This window comes from Streptomyces sp. NPDC029466, from assembly GCF_055574515.1.
The window spans coordinates 1-18,838 of record NZ_JBVHZH010000080.1; the positions used below are offsets into that span (position 1 = coordinate 1).

Below are 18,838 nucleotides of genomic sequence, written 5' to 3' on the forward strand. Positions count from 1 at the left end.
CCGGGCACTGACAGTCCACTCCCCTCAAGTCCGCACAGCAGAAACGCATTCGGGCGGTTACTCGATCGCGGAGACGTATTCACAACTGCCGCAGTAATTACCGGATTTACTGCGGCAGGGCGGCCTCTACGGTGATCACCGCGACCCGCGGCGGGCCACTCCGGCCTCCGGGGCGGCTTCATCGTCACGAGGAAGAGCCGGTGCTTCGCACGGGCTCGTGGAGAGGAGATCGACCTGGTGCAGTTGACTCTGAGCTGAGCTCGACATCGCGACCTCAGTACGGCACTGGCGCGCAGTAACAAGCTCCTGTGGCCACGGCTCGATGTGAGTGCCGGCCTCCAAGGAAAGCTCTTTGCGCGTGCCGTCGTCCGGATGGTGAGGTGACACGGTGACCAACCACGATGATGCGGCGGCTGTCCCACCGTTGACACTGGCTTGGGTGAGCCGGCACCTGGAGGTCGGCGAACGGATCGTCAGAACCGAGGCGCTGCACGGCGGCATCACCGCCGAGGTCCGGAGGCTGACCATCGGCACGCGGGACGGCGGAACCCGTCACCTGGTGCTGCGGAGTTTCGTCGACCCATTCTACGTGGGGCGCGCCGAGGAGTGGCTCAAGAGGGAGGCCGGCGCCCTGACTCTGCTCGCGGGGAGCGGCGTGCCGGCTCCTGAACTGGTCGCGGTTGATCCGACCGCCGCGCAGTGCGCGTATCCGTCGCTCCTGATGACACATCTGGCGGGTCGGACGGTCTTCGACGATGAGGGATTGGAGACCCGCGTTCCGCTGCTGGCCCGGCAACTCGTGGCCATCCATGCGTTGCGGCCCGTCGCGCGGCCCCGGGAGTATGTGGCGTTGACGACCGCCGACAGCGTCGTGGTTCCGAAGGGTGCCGACGCGGCGGTGTGGGCCGCGGCGATCGACGTGATCCGTGAGCCCGCGCCGCCCTATGAAGGGCGATTCCTGCACCGGGACTTCCAACCCGGCAACGTGCTGTTCGATGTGCCGCTCCAGGGGTCGGCAGATGCCCGGATCACCGGCGTCGTTGACTGGGCAGCGACCTCATGGGGCCCGGCGGATCTCGATGTGGCGCACTGCTCTACCAATCTCGCGCTGCTGCACGGACCGGCGTGGGGTCTGCGGTTCGCTGAGGCGTATGAGGAGGCCGGCGGGGTGCTGGCAGCGGCCACGAGCGAGCGGCTGTACTGGCGGGTGCGGGACGGGCTGGCATGCTCGGAAGAAGTGCAGCAGGTGGCGCAGCCATGGCGGAAGGCAGGGAGAGCAGAGCTGACGACGCGGGCTGCGGAGGAGCGGCTGGATGCCTATGTCACCGCCCTGATGGACGCGCTGGGCTGAGTGATGACCGGGCATGGGTGGAGGGTGTGCTGCGGGCGGAGTTCTCGGCGGCGGGCCAGCAGGCGGTCGGACCGGCCCGGCGCCCGGCGACTGTCTCCGGCGGATCCGCAGCAGCCCTGGGCTTGGTGCGGAGCGTCGAAGAGTCGCGCGGCTTTCTAAGCCGGCGACGACTTGGTGGGTGGCTCAGGAGGTGTCGGCGCGTACGGCGGTCGTGGCCAGGGTGGTGTAGTGCATGGTGAAGCGTCCACCCAGGGAGTCGATGGCGCCCCCGACCGCGTCCAGTATGTCGGCCAGCTCATCGGGGCCGAGTTGGGTGAGGCCGCCGGTGGTGGGCAGCAGGTCCAGCCATTGGTCGCGCGTGTAGGTCTGCTCCCAGTCGTAGCGCCACTGTTCGGGGTCGTTGAACTGCTCGGTCCCGCGGATCTTTTCGGCGAACTTCGCGTATGCCGCCTGGTAGAGGTCGAGCGGACGTCGGGCCGGCTGTCCGCTGAGCGGGGAGTCGGGCGCTGCCCGCCGGTAGGCAGCGGCGAACGGTTCGGCGACCTCGGCAGGCGGCTCGTAGACGTGCCCGAAGATCACCAGTCGTCCCCCTGGACGCAGCACACGTGCCGCCTTTACGGCGCCGGCGACCGGATCCACCCAGTGCCACGACTGGGCGGCGATGACCGCGTCGAACGTCCGGCCGGCTGGTTGCCAGGCTTCAAAGGTCCCCGTCTCGACTTGCAGGCCATGGGCTCGCGCGAAGTCGGCCATCCGCGCATCGGGCTCGACGCCGAGCACGGCGCAGCCGGCGGCCTGAAACTGGCGGGCTGCGATGCCGGTTCCGCAGCCGACGTCGAGCACGTCGGGCCCGGGGCTCCCGGCCACGATCCGCGTCACCAACGCGGCGGGGTAGCCGGGCCGGGCCTGGTCGTAGCGTTGCGCGTGCACGCCGAACGACTCGGCCATCCGCCGGGCCGCACGCGGCTCCGCCGGGGATGGTTCTGGTTGCTCTCGCGGTAAGGTGGGCATGTGCCCACCTTAGTGGGCGCATGCCCACTGGGCAACGGATGCCAGCGGGGTCAGGCACGAGAGGATCTGTGAATGCCGACTGGGGTGCACCTTCGCGACGCGCGGCAGCAACTGTTCGACGCCGCCGAACGCGTGCTGCTGCGAGACGGGCCGAACGCGCTGACCAGCCGGGCCGTCACCGACGAGGCGGGCTGCGCCAAAGGAGTCCTGCACCGGCACTTCAGCGACTTCGATGCCTTCCTCGCCGACCTCGTGCTCGACCGGGCCGCGCAGCTCGAGACGCAGGCGAGTGCGCTGCGCGAGTCCGCCGGCACCGGCACGGTGGCCGGCAACCTCACCAGCGCGCTGACCGCCCTGTTCGGGCCGATTCCCGTGGCGATCATCCCGCTCATCACCTTCCGGGACGGGCTGCGCACACGGCTGCGGCACGCCAGGCCCGGAGGCGGAATCGCAATCCTGGACCAGGCCGCGACCGCGATCTCCACCTATCTGGCCGACGAGCGTGAACTGGGCCGCATCGCGGCCGACGCCGATATCAGTTCGCTTACCCTCTCCCTGGTCGGTGGCGGGCATCTCGTGTTCGCAGACCGCGACCCGGGCCCGCCGACCACGGCAGTCATCAACAAGCTCGTGACAGCAGTCATCGCCGATGCCGTGCAACGACGGCCGGCTTGAAGCCGTGTGACACCAACTGCGCTCTGCGCGACCCCCGAGCCGGCGCCGCGCCGTCCAACTCCAATGCGCAGCCATGGCAGATGAAGGTGGTGGGCGGCGCGCCGCGCTTGAGGCAACCACGGCCTTCCACGGCCTTCCACGGCTAGGACGCTTCGTTCGCCTCACTGATGCGGATCAAGCCGTTGTTCCCGAACCGGAAGCCCCACTCACGCCCCGGTGGCGCACTCAGGGCACAGCCCCCGGTAAGTCACCTCGGCGGCCACGACGGTGAAGCCGAAGCGTTCATGGGTGGGTAGGGCGGAGAGGGGGTCGTCGGTGGGGTGGACGTCTCGGATGGTGCCGCAGTGGGTGCAGAGCAGGTGCTGGTGGGGGCGGTGGGCGTTCGGGTCGTAGCGCTTGGCACGGGCGTCGGTGGCGACCTCGAGCACCTCGCCGAGGGAGACCAGTTCGCCGAGGGTGTTGTAGACGGTCGCGCGGGAGATTTCCGGGAGTCGTGCGGTGGCGCGTACGAGCACTTCGTCCGCGGTGAGGTGGATGTGCTCGCCGTCGAGTACCTCGGCGACCACCCGGCGCTGGGCGGTCATCCGCCAGCCGCGTCCGCGGAGCCGGTCCAGCAGGTCACTCATGCCCACCAGCCTAACTGTGCGTCGTTGGATGAACGGTTCCGTACGGATCTGACTGTTGTATTGACTTGGACTTGGTCCATCGTAAGATCGGCTCCGGCGGCAGCCAAGGGTCAGGACAACAGCAGGGACACGCCCGTGATGCAGGAAACGGGTCCGCTCACCATCGCATCCGGTGCCCTGGTCGCGGACAGTCAGAAGAGTGAGCAGGTCGGTGTGGGTGACACGCCGCCGCTCCGGCGGGAGTGGGTTGTGCCGGCGGGCCCCGCCGGCTCCCGCCTCGAACTTTTCGCCCCCACGTGCCGTGGCCGAGCCGCGTAGGTCGCGCATGAGGCTCGGCGCAAGCGCTCACCGCGGCGGAAATCGTCCCCCACCGTCGCCTATCACCCCACGAGGCCGCCTCCAGCGGGCCCGTGCCCGGCCGTTGACCGTACGCAGTTCCTGAGCAATGTGATCCGCCCAGCCCGGAAGGATTCCCATGTCTGAGAACCACGACGCCATCGTCACCGACCCCAAGCCCGAGGAGGCAGGCGGCTGCCCGGTCGCCCATGGCCGTGCCCTCCATCCGACCCAGGGCGGTGGAAACCGCCAGTGGTGGCCGGAGCGGCTCAACCTCAAGATCCTCGCCAAGAACCCTGCCGTGGCGAACCCGCTCGGTGAGGAGTTCGACTACGCCGAGGCGTTCCGGAGCCTGGACCTGCCGGCCGTGAAGCGGGACCTCGCCGAGGTACTGACCACCTCCCAGGACTGGTGGCCGGCCGACTTCGGTCACTACGGCCCGTTCATCATCCGGATGGCGTGGCACAGCGCGGGCACCTACCGCATCAGCGACGGCCGTGGCGGCGCCGGAGCCGGCCAGCAGCGCTTCGCCCCGCTCAACAGCTGGCCCGACAACGCCAACCTCGACAAGGCCCGCCGTCTGCTGTGGCCGGTCAAGAAGAAGTACGGGCAGAGCCTGTCGTGGGCCGACCTGATGATCCTGGCCGGCAATGTCGCGCTGGAGACGATGGGCTTCAAGACCTTCGGTTTCGGCGGCGGCCGGGAGGACGTCTGGGAGCCGGAGGAGGACGTCTACTGGGGTCCCGAGACCACCTGGCTCGACGACCAGCGCTACAGCGGTGACCGGCAGCTGGAGAACCCGCTCGGTGCCGTCCAGATGGGCCTGATCTACGTCAATCCGGAGGGCCCGAACGGCACTCCCGACCCGCTCGCCGCGGCCCGCGACATCCGTGAGACGTTCCGCCGGATGGCGATGAACGATGAGGAAACCGTCGCTCTCGTCGCCGGCGGACACACCTTCGGCAAGACGCACGGCGCAGGCCCCGCCGAGCACGTCGGTCCCGACCCGGAGGCCGCCTCGCTCGAAGAGCAGGGCCTGGGCTGGTCGAACACCTACGGCACCGGCAAGGGCGGCGACGCCATCACCAGCGGCCTCGAAGGCATCTGGACGAACACCCCGACAGCCTGGGACAACAGCTTCTTCGAGATCCTCTTCGGCTACGAATGGGAACTGTTCAAGAGCCCCGCAGGCGCGCACCAGTGGCGGCCCAAGGACGGCGGCGGAGCCGGCACCGTTCCCGACGCCCACGACCCCGCCAAGCAGCACGCCCCCACGATGCTGACCACCGACCTCGCGCTGCGGACCGACCCGGCTTACGAGCAGATCTCACGCCGCTTCCTGGCGAACCCCGAGGAGTTCGCCGACGCCTTCGCCCGTGCCTGGTACAAGCTCACCCACCGCGACATGGGCCCGGCCGTCCGGTACCTCGGTCCCGAGGTCCCCGCCGAGACACTGCTCTGGCAGGACCCGCTGCCTGCCGTGACGCACCCCCTCGTCGGCACCGAGGACATCGCCGCCCTCAAGGGCCAGATCCTGGCCTCGGACCTGTCGGTCTCCCAGCTGGTGTCCACCGCCTGGGCGTCGGCCTCGACCTTCCGCGGCAGTGACAAGCGCGGCGGTGCCAACGGTGCCCGCCTCCGTCTCCAGCCGCAGAACGGATGGGAGGTCAACGACCCCGATCAGCTGGCCGAGGTCCTGCGCACCCTGGAAGGCATCCAGCAGTCCTTCAACAGTTCCCACCAGGGCAGCGTCCAGATTTCCCTCGCCGACCTGATCGTGCTGGCCGGCGGCGCGGCCATCGAGCAGGCCGCCAAGAGCGCCGGTCTCGACATCGAGGTTCCCTTCACCCCGGGCCGCACCGACGCCTCCCAGGACCAGACCGATGTGGAGTCCTTCACGGCCCTGGAACCCGCCGCTGACGGCTTCCGGAACTACGTCGCCAAGGGCAACCGCCTGCCCGCCGAACACCTCCTGCTGGACAAGGCCAATCTGCTGACCCTCAGCGCCCCCGAGATGACCGTTCTCGTCGGCGGTCTGCGTGTCCTGGGCGCCAATCACCAGCAGTCCTCGCTCGGCGTTTTCACCACCGCCCCGGAGACCCTGACCAACGACTTCTTCGTCAACCTTCTCGATCTGAACACGACGTGGAAGGCGACCTCCGAGGACTCCACCACGTTCGAGGGCCGCGACGCCGCCACCGGCGCGGTCAGGTGGACCGGCACCCGCGCCGACCTCGTCTTCGGCTCCAACTCCGAACTGCGCGCCCTCGCCGAGGTCTACGGCAGCGATGACGCCAGGGAGAAGTTCGTGCACGACTTCGTCGCGGCATGGAGCAAGGTGATGGAGCTGGACCGCTTCGACCTCGTCTGAAGGTGCTGAACAAGCTTCTGAAGGTGATGTCCGGGCCGACCGGTTCACAGCACGCCGGCCGGCCCGGGCGCACCCAGCCGGAGAACCTCCGGTACCGGGGCCGCCGCCCAGCGATCAGCTGCACTGGGCAACGCCCATGCGGCGTGGCACGATCTCGTGAGTGACCAGCAAAGCCGACCCGGCGCAGCACCTGCGCGATCTCGCGCGGCTGCGGCGCGTCCGTGACCGGATCGACCGTGAGTACGCGCAGCCGCTCGACGTCGAGGCCCTTGCGCGCGGCGTGAACATGTCAGCAGGACACCTCAGCCGCCAGTTCAAGCGCGCCTACGGCGAGTCGCCCTACGGCTACCTGATGACCCGGCGCATCGAACGCGCGATGGCGCTGCTGCGGCGCGGCGACCTCAGCGTCACCGACGTCTGCTTCACCGTCGGCTGTTCATCACTGGGCACCTTCAGCAGCCGCTTCACCGAACTGGTCGGCGTGCCGCCCAGCGTCTACCGGCGCCAGGCCGCTCAGGCCACCGCGGGTATGCCGTCGTGCGTGGCGAAGCAGATCACCAGACCGATCAGGAATCGAGAAGCGCCGTCCCCACCGCGGCTCTAGCGTGACTGCCATGGACATCAGCATTCACGCAAGCTTCCTCCCGCACAACGACCCGGACGCCGCCCTCGCCTTCTACCGCGACACCCTCGGCTTCGAGGTCCGCAACGATGTCGGCTACCAGGGGATGCGCTGGATCACCGTCGGCCCCGCCGGCCGGCCCGGCACCTCCATCGTGCTGACCCCGCCGGCCGCCGACCCCGGCGTCACCGACGAGGAGCGCCGCACGATCACCGAGATGATGGCCAAGGGCACCTACGGCGCCATCCTTCTGGCCACCCCCGACCTCGACGACACCTTCACCCGGCTGCAAGCCGGCGACACCGAGATCGTCCAGGAACCCACCCAGCAGCCCTACGGCATTCGCGACTGCGCCGTCCGCGACCCCGCGGGCAACCTCATCCGTATCCAGGAGCGGCCCGAAGCCGGCTCGTCACACCAGAGCTGACCGCCGCCACAAGCGGGTGTGGGGGCGGACGGACGACGTAGCCGTGGGTGCGGGCAGCGGCGCCGACTCACTCCCCCGGCGCCCGGACCGCCCCCGGCCGAGTCCCCGAAAGCTCCACCAGCCGCAACACAGGAAATCCTCACCACCCCTGCCAGGCCGCGCACGGCGATCCAGGCCCCGCCGACCACCTCCGCCGAAGCGGCCCCGCGTAACAGTTGGAGACACGATGAGCATGGCCCCGAGGACGGATCCGCAGGCGTCTGCGGCCCACGTCGCCGACCGCCACGATCTGATCCGCGTACATGGCGCGCGGGTGAACAACCTCAGGGACGTCAGCATCGAGATCCCGAAACGCCGGCTGACGGTGTTCACCGGCGTCTCCGGCTCGGGCAAGAGCTCACTGGTGTTCCATACGATCGCCGCGGAGTCGCAGCGGCTGATCAACGAGACCTACAGCGCGTTCGTGCAGGGCTTCATGCCGACGTTGGCGCGGCCCGAGGTCGATGTGCTCGACGGGCTGACCACGGCGATCATCGTCGACCAGCAGCGGATGGGGGCCGACCCCCGTTCCACGGTCGGCACCGTCACCGATGCCAACGCCATGCTGCGCATCCTCTTCAGCCGGCTCGGAAAGCCGCACATCGGCCCGCCCAGCGCCTACGCCTTCAATGTCCCCTCGGTCCGGGCAAGCGGTGCGATCACCGTCGAGCGCGGCGCCAGGAAGACGGTGAAGGCAACCTTCTCCCGTACAGGTGGCATGTGTGCGCGGTGCGAGGGCCGGGGCACGGTCTCCGATATCGATCTGACCCAGCTCTACGACGACTCCAAGTCGATCGCCGAGGGCGCGTTCACCATCCCCGGCTGGAAGTCCGACAGCTTCTGGACCGTGCGGGTCTACGCCGAGTCGGGGCTGCTCGACCCGGACAAACCGATCCGCAAGTTCACCAAGAAGGAGATGCAGGACTTCCTCTACCGGGAGCCGACCAAGGTGAAGGTCGAGGGGGTGAACCTCACCTACGAGGGGCTGATCCCCAAGATCCAGAAGTCGATGCTGTCCAAGGACAAGGAGGCGATGCAGCCGCACATCCGGGCGTTCGTGGAGCGGGCGGTCACCTTCGCCACCTGCCCCGAGTGCGAGGGCACCCGGCTCAGCGAGGGGGCGCGGTCGTCGAAGATCAAGCGGATCAGCATCGCGGACGCCTGCGCGATGGAGATCAGGGACCTGGCCGCATGGGTCGGCGGCCTGTCCGAGCCGTCGGTGGCACCGCTGCTCACGACGCTGCATCAGACCCTTGAGTCGTTCGTCGAGATCGGCCTCGGCTATCTCTCGCTCGACCGGGCGGCGGGCACACTGTCCGGTGGCGAGGCGCAGCGCGTCAAGATGATCCGCCACCTCGGCTCCTCGCTCACCGACACCACCTACGTTTTCGACGAGCCCACCGCGGGCCTGCACCCCCATGACATCCAGCGGATGAACGACCTGCTGCTGCGGCTGCGGGACAAGGGCAACACGGTGCTCGTCGTGGAACACAAGCCGCAGACGATCGCGATCGCGGACCACGTCGTCGATCTCGGCCCCGGTGCCGGAACGGCGGGCGGCACCGTCTGCTTCGAGGGCACCGTCGAGGGGCTGCGGGCCGGGGGCACGATCACCGGCCGCCATCTCGACGACCGGGCCGGCCTCAAGGAGACGGTGCGGACGCCCACCGGCACGCTGGAGATCCGCGGCGCGACGGCGCACAATCTGCGCAATGTCGACGTCGATGTCCCGCTCGGGGTGCTCTGTGTGGTCACCGGTGTGGCGGGCTCCGGCAAGAGCTCGCTGCTCCACGGTTCCCTGCCCTCCTCGGCGGGGGTGGTTTCGGTGGACCAGGCGCCCATCCGTGGCTCGCGACGGAGCAACCCGGCGACCTACACGGGGGTGCTCGACCCGATCCGCAAGGCGTTCGCCAAGGACAACGGGGTGAAGCCGGGACTGTTCAGCGCCAACTCCGAGGGCGCCTGCCCCACCTGCAACGGCGCCGGCGTCATCTACACCGACCTGGCGATGATGGCCGGTGTGGCCACCACCTGCGAGGACTGCGAGGGGAAGCGGTATCAGGCGGCGGTGCTGGAGTACCGTCTCGGCGGCCGCGACATCAGCGAGGTGCTGGCGATGTCGGTGGCCGAGGCCGAGGAGTTCTTCGGTGACGGCGAGGCGGGCACACCGGCGGCCCACCGGATCCTGAAGCGGCTCGACGATGTCGGGCTCGGCTACCTCAAGCTCGGCCAGCCGCTCACCACGCTGTCCGGCGGCGAGCGGCAGCGGCTCAAGCTGGCCACCCACATGGCCGAGAAGGGCGGCGTCTACGTGCTCGACGAGCCGACCGCCGGCCTGCATCTCGCCGATGTCGAGCAGCTGCTCGGCCTGCTCGACCGGCTCGTCGACTCCGGCAAGTCGGTCCTCGTCATCGAGCACCACCAGGCGGTCATGGCACACGCCGACTGGATCATCGACCTCGGCCCCGGCGCCGGCCACGACGGCGGCCGGATCGTCTTCGAGGGCACCCCCGTCGACCTCGTCGCCGCCCGCTCCACCCTCACCGGCGAGCACCTCGCGGCCTACGTCGACAGCTGACCGAGGCCCCTGTCGACTCTCGCGTGTGCAGTGCGCCGCGGCGTCTGAGGCCCAGCCATGGGGTGGGTGGGCCTCAGTGCGCGGTTTTCATGATCATCAAGCGCTCGGGGTCAGGGACCGTGACGAAGCCGACCTTGGCATAGACCTCGTGGGCATCGAGGGTGGCCAGTAGCGTTCGCTTGAGTTTGTAGGGAGCCAGGTGGTCGCGGACCGCGGCAGCGAGCCAGGTGCCGAGACCTTTGCCGCGGTGCGTACGGGCGACGTAGACATCGCAGAGCCAGGCGAACGTCGCCAAGTCGGTCACGACACGTGCGTAGGCGACCTGGGCGCCCCCGGCGTCGTAGAGTCCGAAGTTGAGAGATCCGCGGATGGACTGTTCGACCGTTTCGCGGCTGCGGCCCAGGGCCCAGAACGCGTCGGTCGAAAGCCAGTGGTGCACCAGGTCGATGTCGAGCCGGTCCGGGTCGGTGGCGACCTCGTAGCCGTCTTCCCTGCGAGTGATCATGCTCGTGGATGGTAGAGCTGAGGCGTGCCGCGCAGCCAGCGGTTTTGTGCTCTGCGGAGCGTTGTGCCGGTGGCGTGCCGGGGTCATGCCGGTCACGCATCCGAGGTCGGCCGGCGCGACGCGGGCCCCCGCCCCGAGGCTCGCGCGGTGCAATCTCCAGCCCGTTACGGGGCCGTGGAGGTGGCAGCGGCGGCGAGGCGGGGGCCGGCGTCGGTTCAGCGGCCGACGGCCTTGCGGAGCTGCTCCTTGTTCATGTGGGAGCGGCCGTCGATGTTCTTCTTCTTGGCCTCTTCATACAGCTGGTCCTTCGTGGGGCCCTGGGGCCCCTTGTGGGAGCGCTCGCCGCCACGCTGCGGGGCGGATTTCGGGTCCCGGACGGAGGTCCTGCTCGCCGACTTCGCCTCGCCGGAGCGGGCGCGTTCCTTGTTGACGGTGCGCGCGGCGATCTCCTTCGCCCGCTTCTCGGAGGTGCCCCGTTCCTCGGCCTGTTCCTTGATGTGCTCGTACTGCCGCTCACGTTTCTTGCTCGAACCCGCAGGCATGATGCAGCTCCTCGTTCGCCTCTGCTGGATGGTGTCTCCACGGCCGGGCGGATCCATGGGCCGCGGCCATGCATCTACCAGTTCACGCCCAAAGGGCGCGGGGCGCGACATCAGGGACCGAGCGGTTCCGCAATCCGGGCGGTTCGGGCTTTGCCGCGGGGCCGGCGTGGGTCGAGATCACTGCGCGCGGGCTTCTGCACGGCTTGTCACACGACGACGGACTCGACGAGCTTCGCCATGGCCGCTACGGCCGTTTGTTCATCGTGCCCGTTGGCGACGATGACGATTTCCTTGCCGTGGCTCATCTCCAGCATCTGCAGGCTGAACAGGCTCTTCGCGCTGGCTTCCTTGCCATCGACCAGGAACCTGATGTCCGAGACATAGCCCTTTGCTTCCTGCGCGATCCGCGACGCCGGGCGCACCCGCAAGCCGCCCGGCGAAGCGATGGTCACGGTCGTCTCCGCCATGAACTGCCTCCTCAAACCGACAGCCACGTGGGCCGGCGGCGCGATCTGGTCTCCCCCGGTCCGGGCGTACACCGCGTCCGGAGGATGGTTGCCCACCGGGCTCACCCTGGTACGAGGTCGACGGTAGGGCAACTCCGGTGTGGTTGCGTGGCGTTCCGTTGAAAAGGCAAAGAGAAGGGCTGTGGCCGTGACGGGGCGTGCGGGCTGTGGGTACGAGGTGTCGTCGGCGTACCCGGCGAGGTGGCCGTTCTCGTGGTCGGCGACGTCGGTTCAGACGTTGTCGGCGAGGTCGGAGTGGCCTTGGATGCGTGCGCAATGAGCGCAGCAGAAGAACTTGCCGCCGGCTTGGAGGCCGTGGCCGAGCATGCGGCAGCCGCAGTTGTCGCAGATGGGCGCGAGCTGGTGAGCGGCGCACTCGAAACTGTCGAAGGTGTGCACGGCACCCGCCGCGTGGACCTCGAAGGACATCTCATAGTCGTTTCCGCAGACCTCACAAACAGCCATCAGGCACTCCTTCGTTGACTGGCTTCGACGGCTCCCGCGCGAAGGCGGCCTCTCCATCACCTCATGGGGCCGGGCTCCCGGCGCGCCAGAGCAGCCAGATGGCGCAGTGCGAGCACCGGAGGCAGACGGCCTTACCTGGGGGGAACGCCCTCGGGTTCTTCCCGGCGGTCGGTTCGCGGTCAGTCTGCCGTCAGGACTTCGCGGGCCGCCTGTTCGCCGGAGCGCACCGCGCCCTCCATCAGTCCATGCATCAAGGTCGCCGATTCCGTGCCCGCCCAGTGGATCCGGCCCACGGGCTCGCGCAGCGCGCTGCCGTAATTGGTCAGTGCGCCCGGCGGGAAGTGGGCGACCATGCCGCCCAGCGACCAGGGTTGCTCGGACCAGTCGGTCTCCAGATACGCGGTGGGACGGCGCGCCTCCGGGCCGAAACGCTCGGCGAGCGCGTCCAGCCAGACGTCCCGCCGTTCCTTGGGATCCAAACGGCCCAGCCGTACGGCCCCGGCTCCGTAGGCGTAGCTGCTCAGCACGCCCGGCTCTCCCGAGCGGGGAGTCTGGTCGATGGTGATCGGGACGGGCGACCGGGGCGCGAGCGTCTGGCCCGACAGCTTCTGGCCCCGCCAGAACGGCTCGGAGTACTGCGTGTGCACCCGGATGATCGCCCCGGGCACCAGACGTTGCCGCAGGTGGCTGTGGGCGGCGGGCAGCGGCGGATCGAAGAGGATGCGGCCGGCGAGCACGGGCGGAGTGGCCACGATGACCCGTCGTGCCCGTACGGCGAACGCATCGGAGGCGACCTCTACGCCGGTCGCGTTCTGGACGATCCGACGGACCGGGCTGGACAGGTGCACCGCCGCTCCCAGGCGCGCGGCCATCCGCCGGGCCAGTTCGGGGGCTCCGCCGTCCACGAGGTGGGATTCCGTCTTGCGGGTGTCGGTGTAGTAGCCGAAGCCGCTGCCCCCGCCGCCGCGTGCCAGGACGAGCGCGCCCAGCAGGGAGACTTCCGCCGGGTCGGCGCAGAACAGCAGGTTCATCGTCGACTTGAGGAGGGTGTGGGCGGTGGCCGAGGGCACGTTGAGCGGGTGGGAGAGCCACTGCCCGAGCGTGCGGGCATCCCAGGCCCGTGCGCGCCGGGCCTGCCAGGGAGCGTCCTTCGGAAGCCGCCGCGCCATCAGGTTCAGGCGCAGGAACGCCCACCCGAGGGAGGCCAGTGCCGCCGGGCCGGTCTTGGGGATGCCGCGGTACCGGCGGTGGTGCCCGTCGAGGCAGACCAGGTGATCGCCGTCGTCGTACTGCGGGTAGACCTCAAGCCCCAGCTCGCGGCAGAGCTGGAACATCCGGTCCTGGCCCTTGCCCAGCCAGGTCCCGCCCGCGGATACCACGGTGCCGTCGGGCAGCTCCCGGTTCCAGACCCGTCCGCCCACCCGGTCCCTGGCCTCCAGCACCACGACCTCACGCCCGGCCTCGGCCAGCTGCCACGCGGCCGCCAGTCCCGCGAATCCGGCGCCCACGACGCATACGTCCGCTGTCACCTGTTCCATGACCTACCTCCACAGAGCAGCCTCGCCTGCCGGGGCCCGCGGCGCCCGGTGGGTGAGTCGGTGGGGCGGCGCGGGGGGCCGGTCGAGTGACGCGCGGGGCGATGTCAGCCCTGGGGGAACGGGATGAGGTGGAACAGTGCCACCGTTACGGCTCCAGGAACATCCTCACCCCGCCATTGCGCTCAATCGCCTGCTCGCTGTACAGGAGCGGGAAGTACTCCCCCGCGCTCCACTTGTCGTGGAGGTCGCTGTAGTGCTTGCTGCGCTGATCGCCGGACTGGCCGGGGGCGTTGATGACGCGCGAGTTGTCCCAGCCGCCGACGTCGATGGCCATCTTGAAGGTCGCGCCGACGACTTCCGCGTACGGGTACTCGGGGTAGTGGAAGTACGAGGCGCAGACCGTGTCGAAGGTGCCGCCTCGCTCGGCGGGTCCCACGTTCGGGCCGCCGAGGGGGTGGATGAATACGTGGATGTGCATCGCGCCCCACCGCCACGCCTTCTCGTCGGCGCCGAGTTTCGCGGCCACCTCGGTGTAGGCCGTCGGGAGCGTGCTGAGCAGCAGTTCGTCCCGCTTTCGCGCGCCGTTGGCGCCGAACCAGTCGTCGGGGCGGACGAATGAGTCGTTGATGAGGCGCAGGTCGAGATCGATACTGATGCCCACGAGCTGATCGGCCGCCGGCTTCGGCAGCAGGAGCTGGGCCCACGCGGGATACAGGAACCGCATGACCCACGTTTCGAAAAGGGCGGCTGCCGCCGAGTCCTTGTCGGCGACGCCGTCATAACCGGACAGCAGCCGCAGCGCCTTGGCCGTCGTCGGGTCGGCCGAACGCAGCTTCTTCACATAGGGCAGGATCTGCCGGGCCACTCCCGACTTCACGTCGTTCTGCAGCGCCATGGTGTCAGCGAGGGAGGTGCGTCGCTGCTGGGAGAGGACCTCGTTAATCCGGTCCTTCCGATAGGCCGGCTGCCACTGGTATGTGGGCGTCGGATAGCCGGCAGGGAAGTTGTACTCATTGGCCGACACGAAGAAACCCGCCCGCGGATTCTGCGAGGTGGGCAGCTGCGCGTTCTTGTAGAAACCGTCCCATTCGAAACGCCCGTCACCGGGCACCGGAAGCAGACCGTCATACCCACTGCCCCTGCGCTTCGGGAGGATCACTCCGGGGACCCAGCCGATATCGCCCTTGGTGTCGGCGTAGACCAGATTCGAGCCGGGAGTCTTCCATGTGCTGATCGCCTCGACGAAGTCGCGCGCGTCCTCGGCCCGCTGGTAGTTGAGGCTGCCGAGATAGGGCGAGGTGCCCGGTTCCGTCCAGACGGTGCGCACCGCGTAGGCCGTGTGGTTCTTTTCGTCAATCTTGACGACCGGGCCGTGTCGGGTGAACGCGAGCTGGACCTGGCGGGGTTCACCGCCGGCGACCGGTATCTCCTCCGTGACGGTGGTCAGCTTTTCCCAGCCATCGCGGTAGCGGTACTTGCTGTGGTCATGCGGATCGAGCTCGTAGACGTAGAGATCTGCCTGGTCGGCGGGGAGATTGGTGAGACCGAACGCCACATTTCCGTTGTGTCCCATGCTGATGCCGGGATTCCACGGTTCACCGGCACCGATGATGTTCAGTCCGGGTGCGCTGAGATGGGCGATATAGCGGTTGGCGGGCAGTGTGTAATCCTCCCGGTGCGGATCGCCCGCGAGGATCGGCCGGCCGGTCGCCGTCCGCGTTGGCGCCACCGCCCAGGCATTGCTGCCGGTCGCGCTCTCCCGCAGGGCGTTCTGCCCGTCCGACATCCTGCGTAAGGTGCCGTTCGCGAACACCATGGGAGACGTGGCCAGGCTGTAGACCCCGAGGACATCGGCGGGGATGAGGCCCAGATCGAGCCCCTCCGGCACCTGCACGGTGTGGTCGGGCTCCAGCTTGCGGAAGTAGCCGCTCGCCTTGTTCCCTCCGACGCTCATCAGCCGGGCGCGGGCGACCTGCGAACTCAGGTTGTTCCCGATCGCGTGGGTACGGATGCGCACCACGTCCTCCGGACTCCAGCGCGCGGGCCGGTAACCCAGCTTCTGGAATTCGGCCGGCATGGCGTCCGGGTGGTCACCGAGCCAGTCGAGGTAGCCGTTGATCCCGGCGACGAAACGCGTTGCCGCCTCGCGCGCCTCAGGTCCGTAACTCGCCCACTCCGCCGCCATGTCACCGCGGTAGAGAAACAACCGCGCGGCTCTGTCCTGCTCGACGTAGGACGCACCCAGCACCTCGCTGAAACGGCCCAGACCGCGCCGCCGCCAGGTGTCGATCTGGAAAAGCCGCTCCCGGGCGACATTGAACCCCTGCGCCAGGAAGAGATCACCGACGTTATCGGCAAAAATATGCGGCACACCCCAGACATCGACCGTCACCCGCACCGGCCGCTTCAGCCCGGGAACGGTATATCTCTGCCCCTCGTCCTCCTTCCACCGGGTACCCATTGGCTGGGCAACCGCCGTACCGGCCGGGAGCGTTCCGGTCAGCGCGGCAGCAGCGCCGACGAGCCCGGTACCCAGCAGGGCCCGGCGGGAGGGAGGACGTGACATGGCATTCCTCGAATCGATCGGCGAACGGTCAGTGACCCGAGGCGGATCACGCGCACGGACATCACGACCATCGCTCCGAGGAGTTGCGTCCGACGCCCCCGCACGGGAAAGCTATCCGGCCTCCCAAGCGCCATCACACCCGTAACCTCCCCCTAATCTCCGGGGTGCTGTCACTACCCCTACAGGCCGTCCCGTATTTCCGTGAGGTCCAGGGGCGGCAGCTCAGACAGCTCGGCACCGGCCGCGCTCATGGCGGCGCCGTAGCGTGGGGTGCCCAGGAGCGCCGTCAAGGCGTCGGCGATCTCGCCGCGTCTCGCCGTGACGTCCAGCGCCCGGCCCAGGCCGCTGCGGGCGAACGCGGCGGCGTTGTCGGGCTGATCGGCGAGAACACCCAGGCCCAGGACGGGCGTTGTTCCCTGCACCGCGTCGAGCAGGGACGCCCGGCCGCCGTGCGTCACGAACAGGTCGGCCCGGTGCAGAAGCGCGGGCTGCGGGGCGTGCTTGACGACCTTGATGTGCGGGCTCGCGCTCGGCAGGTGCTGCGCGAGGTCTCCCGCGGACACGATCGCGTCGCAGGTGACTGTCCGGAGGGCAGCCATGATCTCCCGGTATACGTTCTCGACGGCGGTACGCAGGCCGGACATCGCGGTGGTCAGGGTGCCGAGGCTCACGTAGACGAGCGGGCGCGACGGGCGGAGGGAGGAGGCAGTGTCCAGCCACTCGGGGAGGGCGGTGCGGAAGGCCGCGACGGTGCGTCGGACCGCGCGCGCCGAGGGCGGGGGCGTCTCGTAGAACCAGTGGACCGGTGCGGGGGTGAGCATCGGGGGGAGCGTGGGCGTGTCCTGCTCGTGCTGCTTGTAGAGGGGAAGCAACGCGGGCGCGATGTGGGTGTCCCAGAGATCCAGAAGCACCGGTCCGAGGCCGTTGTCCGCTGCGAGCAGGGGCAGTTGCAAGACCCTGGCCGCCAGATGCGCACCGAGGTCACTGCACTCGGCGATCACCAGATCGGGCCGCTCCCGGGTCCACGCGGTGAGCAGGTCATGGGCCTTCGCCTCGGCCTGTTCGGGCCAGAGGTGGCCGAAGACGTACCGATTGAAGGGGGCGTTTCCGTACCTCTGCCAGACCTCGCTCGCCGCCTGCTGGACGCCGGGCTCGCACGTCCAGTTCGTACCGGCCCCGGAGAACTCCACCCCGCGTCGCCGGGCTTCGCGGCGGAACATCAGGGGTGCGTGGAGCGTGACCTGGTGGCCCTGATCCAGGGCCGGGCAGGTGACGTAGTCCAGCGCGGAGACGTGTGAAGGTATCGGTTCAGCGGTGATCGCTATCCGTAAGGCCACCAAGGCACTCCAAGCTCTTTCCATCGGGTCAACGCCCTGGGCGGTGCGGCAGCCTTCGGCCGCTTCGACCGTGCTGCGCTGTTACGCGCCTCGGTGTTTGGGCTGTTGCGTTGTGCCGAGGCGGCGCGGTTTGAGCCTGCGGCGTGCTCCGTCCCATCCGCCACCAGCGGCGGACAGTTCGGGATACGGGAACGTCTGGACCAGCCGTGACCAGCAGAAAGGTGCGTCACCTGGAACGCTGGAAAGGAACGCCGGGCAGCTTCGGGCATCCTTGGCGGGGAGGGAGCCGCCGCCACGGACGAACCGTGCCCTGACGGCGGCCCCGCTCCCCCTCAGCTCAGCCGCGTCGCGGCGTACACCTCGATGGCATCGCGCTGATACGCGGCCAGGCCCGGCGCGATCGCCTCGTACGCCGCGCGCCACTGTTCGTTGTCCACGCAGGAACGGCCGATCGCGCGATACTCCTCGGCGGAGGCGGCCCGGAGTTCGGCCAGCCCCCGGTACTGGGCATCGATCTCGGCCTGCACCGGTTCGGCGTCGGCCGGCATTCCGGCGGCCAGCAGTTCGGCCAGCCGGATCATCTGCGCCGTGCGCTTGCGGTGCCCGGCCTCGATCTCCGCCTCGCTCATCGCCGACGTACGCCGCTCGATCTCCCCCGCCAGTTCCGGGAAGGCGCGCAGGCTCTCCTCGTACTGGGCGGGCTGGACCCCTTCGAAGAGGTTCTCCGGTCTGTTGATACTGGTCATGGGGCTGCCGTCCTTCCTGGACTGCTCCAGTTCGGTGATCGTGCGGGAGACGGTGCCGGCCAGCGCGTCCAGCCGGTCGCGCTCGGCGAGCAGCCGGCGGTGGTGGCCGCGCAGGGCCGCCAGCTCGTCGATCTGCGCGGCCAGCACCCGGCCGATCTCGGTCAGCCCCAGGCCCAGCGCCCGCAGTACGAGGATTTGCTGCAACCGCAGCAACTCGCGCTCCTCGTAGTAGCGGTGGCCGTTGGTGCCGATCCGGGCCGGTGGCAGCAGCCCGATCTCGTCGTAATGCCGCAGCGTCCGGGCCGTCACACCCGACATCCGGGCGACCTCCGCGATCGGCCAGGCCATCGCCGCCTCCTCACACATATGTCACCGGGCCGCTCTCTGCGGCCCTGGTCATGACGGTAGAAGCTGCCGCAGCGACAACTTCAAGCCCCGGATTTCACGATGACGGCAAGGAGCTGGCGTGCGGCGGCCGAGCGTGCGGGCGGTCCCGGGGGCCCCCAGTTGCTGGGGGTGGGCGAGGGCGGCGGGTCGAGTTCTTCCGGGGGGGGGTTGGGGGAAAAGCGGTTGAGAAATCCCGTGGGCGGGACGTTA

At 69.1% G+C, this 18,838-nt stretch carries 16 protein-coding genes; 6 read left to right on the forward strand and 10 right to left on the reverse strand.

Annotation, left to right across the window (positions count from 1 at the left end; genetic code table 11):
• The first annotated feature begins 388 nt into the window (after nt 1-388).
• A complete protein-coding gene (locus tag ACZ4XD_RS35880) occupies nt 389-1,351 on the forward strand; it encodes a phosphotransferase family protein (RefSeq protein WP_468049530.1) in 963 nt (320 codons plus the stop codon).
• A gap of 183 nt (nt 1,352-1,534) precedes the next feature.
• On the opposite strand, the gene ACZ4XD_RS35885 is transcribed toward ACZ4XD_RS35880, so the two are convergent.
• Nucleotides 1,535-2,362: a class I SAM-dependent methyltransferase gene (locus ACZ4XD_RS35885; RefSeq protein WP_468049532.1), complete on the reverse strand. Its 828-nt coding sequence runs from the start codon at nt 2,360-2,362 to the stop codon at nt 1,535-1,537.
• Nucleotides 2,363-2,434: 72 nt separating this feature from the next.
• Here ACZ4XD_RS35885 and ACZ4XD_RS35890 point away from each other — a divergent pair, with 72 nt between their 5' ends.
• Nucleotides 2,435-3,037, forward strand: coding sequence for a TetR/AcrR family transcriptional regulator (locus ACZ4XD_RS35890; protein ID WP_468049534.1), 603 nt, complete (start codon nt 2,435-2,437; stop codon nt 3,035-3,037).
• 206 nt (nt 3,038-3,243) lie between these two features.
• Here ACZ4XD_RS35890 and ACZ4XD_RS35895 read toward each other — a convergent pair whose 3' ends face one another.
• Nucleotides 3,244-3,663, reverse strand: coding sequence for a Fur family transcriptional regulator (locus tag ACZ4XD_RS35895; RefSeq protein ID WP_468049536.1), 420 nt, complete (start codon nt 3,661-3,663; stop codon nt 3,244-3,246).
• A 475-nt stretch (nt 3,664-4,138) separates the two neighbouring features.
• Here ACZ4XD_RS35895 and katG point away from each other — a divergent pair, with 475 nt between their 5' ends.
• The 4 genes from katG (at nt 4,139) to ACZ4XD_RS35915 (ending at nt 10,036) form a co-directional block, all read left to right on the forward strand.
• Entirely contained in the window at nt 4,139-6,370 is a 2,232-nt protein-coding gene (gene katG, locus ACZ4XD_RS35900) for a catalase/peroxidase HPI (RefSeq protein WP_468049538.1), read from the forward strand.
• Between the two features lie 160 nt (nt 6,371-6,530).
• On the forward strand, nt 6,531-6,974 hold the full coding sequence (locus ACZ4XD_RS35905) for a helix-turn-helix transcriptional regulator (RefSeq protein ID WP_042158667.1): 444 nt from the start codon (nt 6,531-6,533) through the stop codon (nt 6,972-6,974).
• Between the two features lie 10 nt (nt 6,975-6,984).
• Nucleotides 6,985-7,419 (forward strand): VOC family protein, encoded by a 435-nt coding sequence (locus ACZ4XD_RS35910; RefSeq protein ID WP_468049541.1) that lies wholly within the window; start codon nt 6,985-6,987, stop codon nt 7,417-7,419.
• A 226-nt stretch (nt 7,420-7,645) separates the two neighbouring features.
• Nucleotides 7,646-10,036 carry an ATP-binding cassette domain-containing protein gene (locus tag ACZ4XD_RS35915; protein ID WP_468049543.1) on the forward strand — a complete coding sequence of 797 codons (2,391 nt, stop codon included), beginning with the start codon at nt 7,646-7,648 and terminating at the stop codon, nt 10,034-10,036.
• Nucleotides 10,037-10,109: 73 nt separating this feature from the next.
• Here the strand turns inward: ACZ4XD_RS35915 and ACZ4XD_RS35920 are convergent, their stop codons facing one another.
• The 8 genes from ACZ4XD_RS35920 to ACZ4XD_RS35955 form a co-directional block, all read right to left on the reverse strand.
• A complete protein-coding gene (locus tag ACZ4XD_RS35920; protein WP_468049545.1) occupies nt 10,110-10,541 on the reverse strand; it encodes a GNAT family N-acetyltransferase in 432 nt (143 codons plus the stop codon).
• A gap of 215 nt (nt 10,542-10,756) precedes the next feature.
• Nucleotides 10,757-11,083 carry a plasmid stabilization protein gene (locus ACZ4XD_RS35925; protein ID WP_468049547.1) on the reverse strand — a complete coding sequence of 109 codons (327 nt, stop codon included), beginning with the start codon at nt 11,081-11,083 and terminating at the stop codon, nt 10,757-10,759.
• 206 nt (nt 11,084-11,289) lie between these two features.
• Nucleotides 11,290-11,550 (reverse strand): HPr family phosphocarrier protein, encoded by a 261-nt coding sequence (locus tag ACZ4XD_RS35930; RefSeq protein ID WP_468049549.1) that lies wholly within the window; start codon nt 11,548-11,550, stop codon nt 11,290-11,292.
• Nucleotides 11,551-11,820: 270 nt separating this feature from the next.
• Nucleotides 11,821-12,054, reverse strand: a complete 234-nt coding sequence (locus tag ACZ4XD_RS35935; protein WP_468049551.1) for a hypothetical protein — start codon at nt 12,052-12,054, stop codon at nt 11,821-11,823.
• Between the two features lie 179 nt (nt 12,055-12,233).
• Complete coding sequence (locus tag ACZ4XD_RS35940; protein WP_468049553.1) at nt 12,234-13,592, reverse strand: flavin monoamine oxidase family protein; 1,359 nt, start codon at nt 13,590-13,592, stop codon at nt 12,234-12,236.
• Between the two features lie 145 nt (nt 13,593-13,737).
• Nucleotides 13,738-16,158, reverse strand: a complete 2,421-nt coding sequence (locus ACZ4XD_RS35945) for a penicillin acylase family protein (protein WP_468049555.1) — start codon at nt 16,156-16,158, stop codon at nt 13,738-13,740.
• Nucleotides 16,159-16,337: 179 nt separating this feature from the next.
• Nucleotides 16,338-17,495, reverse strand: a complete 1,158-nt coding sequence (locus ACZ4XD_RS35950; RefSeq protein WP_468049557.1) for a glycosyltransferase — start codon at nt 17,493-17,495, stop codon at nt 16,338-16,340.
• Between the two features lie 332 nt (nt 17,496-17,827).
• A complete protein-coding gene (locus tag ACZ4XD_RS35955) occupies nt 17,828-18,589 on the reverse strand; it encodes a MerR family transcriptional regulator (protein WP_468049559.1) in 762 nt (253 codons plus the stop codon).
• Nucleotides 18,590-18,838: the final 249 nt, after the last annotated feature.

Coding starts and splice junctions, on each gene's coding strand:
- ACZ4XD_RS35920 (WP_468049545.1), bottom strand. CDS start 10,541: ATGATCACTCGCAGGGAAGACGGCTACGAGGTCGCCACCGACCCGGAC.
- ACZ4XD_RS35915 (WP_468049543.1), top strand. CDS start 7,646: ATGAGCATGGCCCCGAGGACGGATCCGCAGGCGTCTGCGGCCCACGTC.
- ACZ4XD_RS35890 (WP_468049534.1), top strand. CDS start 2,435: ATGCCGACTGGGGTGCACCTTCGCGACGCGCGGCAGCAACTGTTCGAC.
- ACZ4XD_RS35885 (WP_468049532.1), bottom strand. CDS start 2,362: ATGCCCACCTTACCGCGAGAGCAACCAGAACCATCCCCGGCGGAGCCG.
- ACZ4XD_RS35935 (WP_468049551.1), bottom strand. CDS start 12,054: ATGGCTGTTTGTGAGGTCTGCGGAAACGACTATGAGATGTCCTTCGAG.
- ACZ4XD_RS35955 (WP_468049559.1), bottom strand. CDS start 18,589: ATGGCCTGGCCGATCGCGGAGGTCGCCCGGATGTCGGGTGTGACGGCC.
- ACZ4XD_RS35910 (WP_468049541.1), top strand. CDS start 6,985: ATGGACATCAGCATTCACGCAAGCTTCCTCCCGCACAACGACCCGGAC.
- ACZ4XD_RS35945 (WP_468049555.1), bottom strand. CDS start 16,158: ATGTCACGTCCTCCCTCCCGCCGGGCCCTGCTGGGTACCGGGCTCGTC.
- ACZ4XD_RS35930 (WP_468049549.1), bottom strand. CDS start 11,550: ATGGCGGAGACGACCGTGACCATCGCTTCGCCGGGCGGCTTGCGGGTG.
- ACZ4XD_RS35925 (WP_468049547.1), bottom strand. CDS start 11,083: ATGCCTGCGGGTTCGAGCAAGAAACGTGAGCGGCAGTACGAGCACATC.
- ACZ4XD_RS35895 (WP_468049536.1), bottom strand. CDS start 3,663: ATGAGTGACCTGCTGGACCGGCTCCGCGGACGCGGCTGGCGGATGACC.
- katG (WP_468049538.1), top strand. CDS start 4,139: ATGTCTGAGAACCACGACGCCATCGTCACCGACCCCAAGCCCGAGGAG.
- ACZ4XD_RS35940 (WP_468049553.1), bottom strand. CDS start 13,592: ATGGAACAGGTGACAGCGGACGTATGCGTCGTGGGCGCCGGATTCGCG.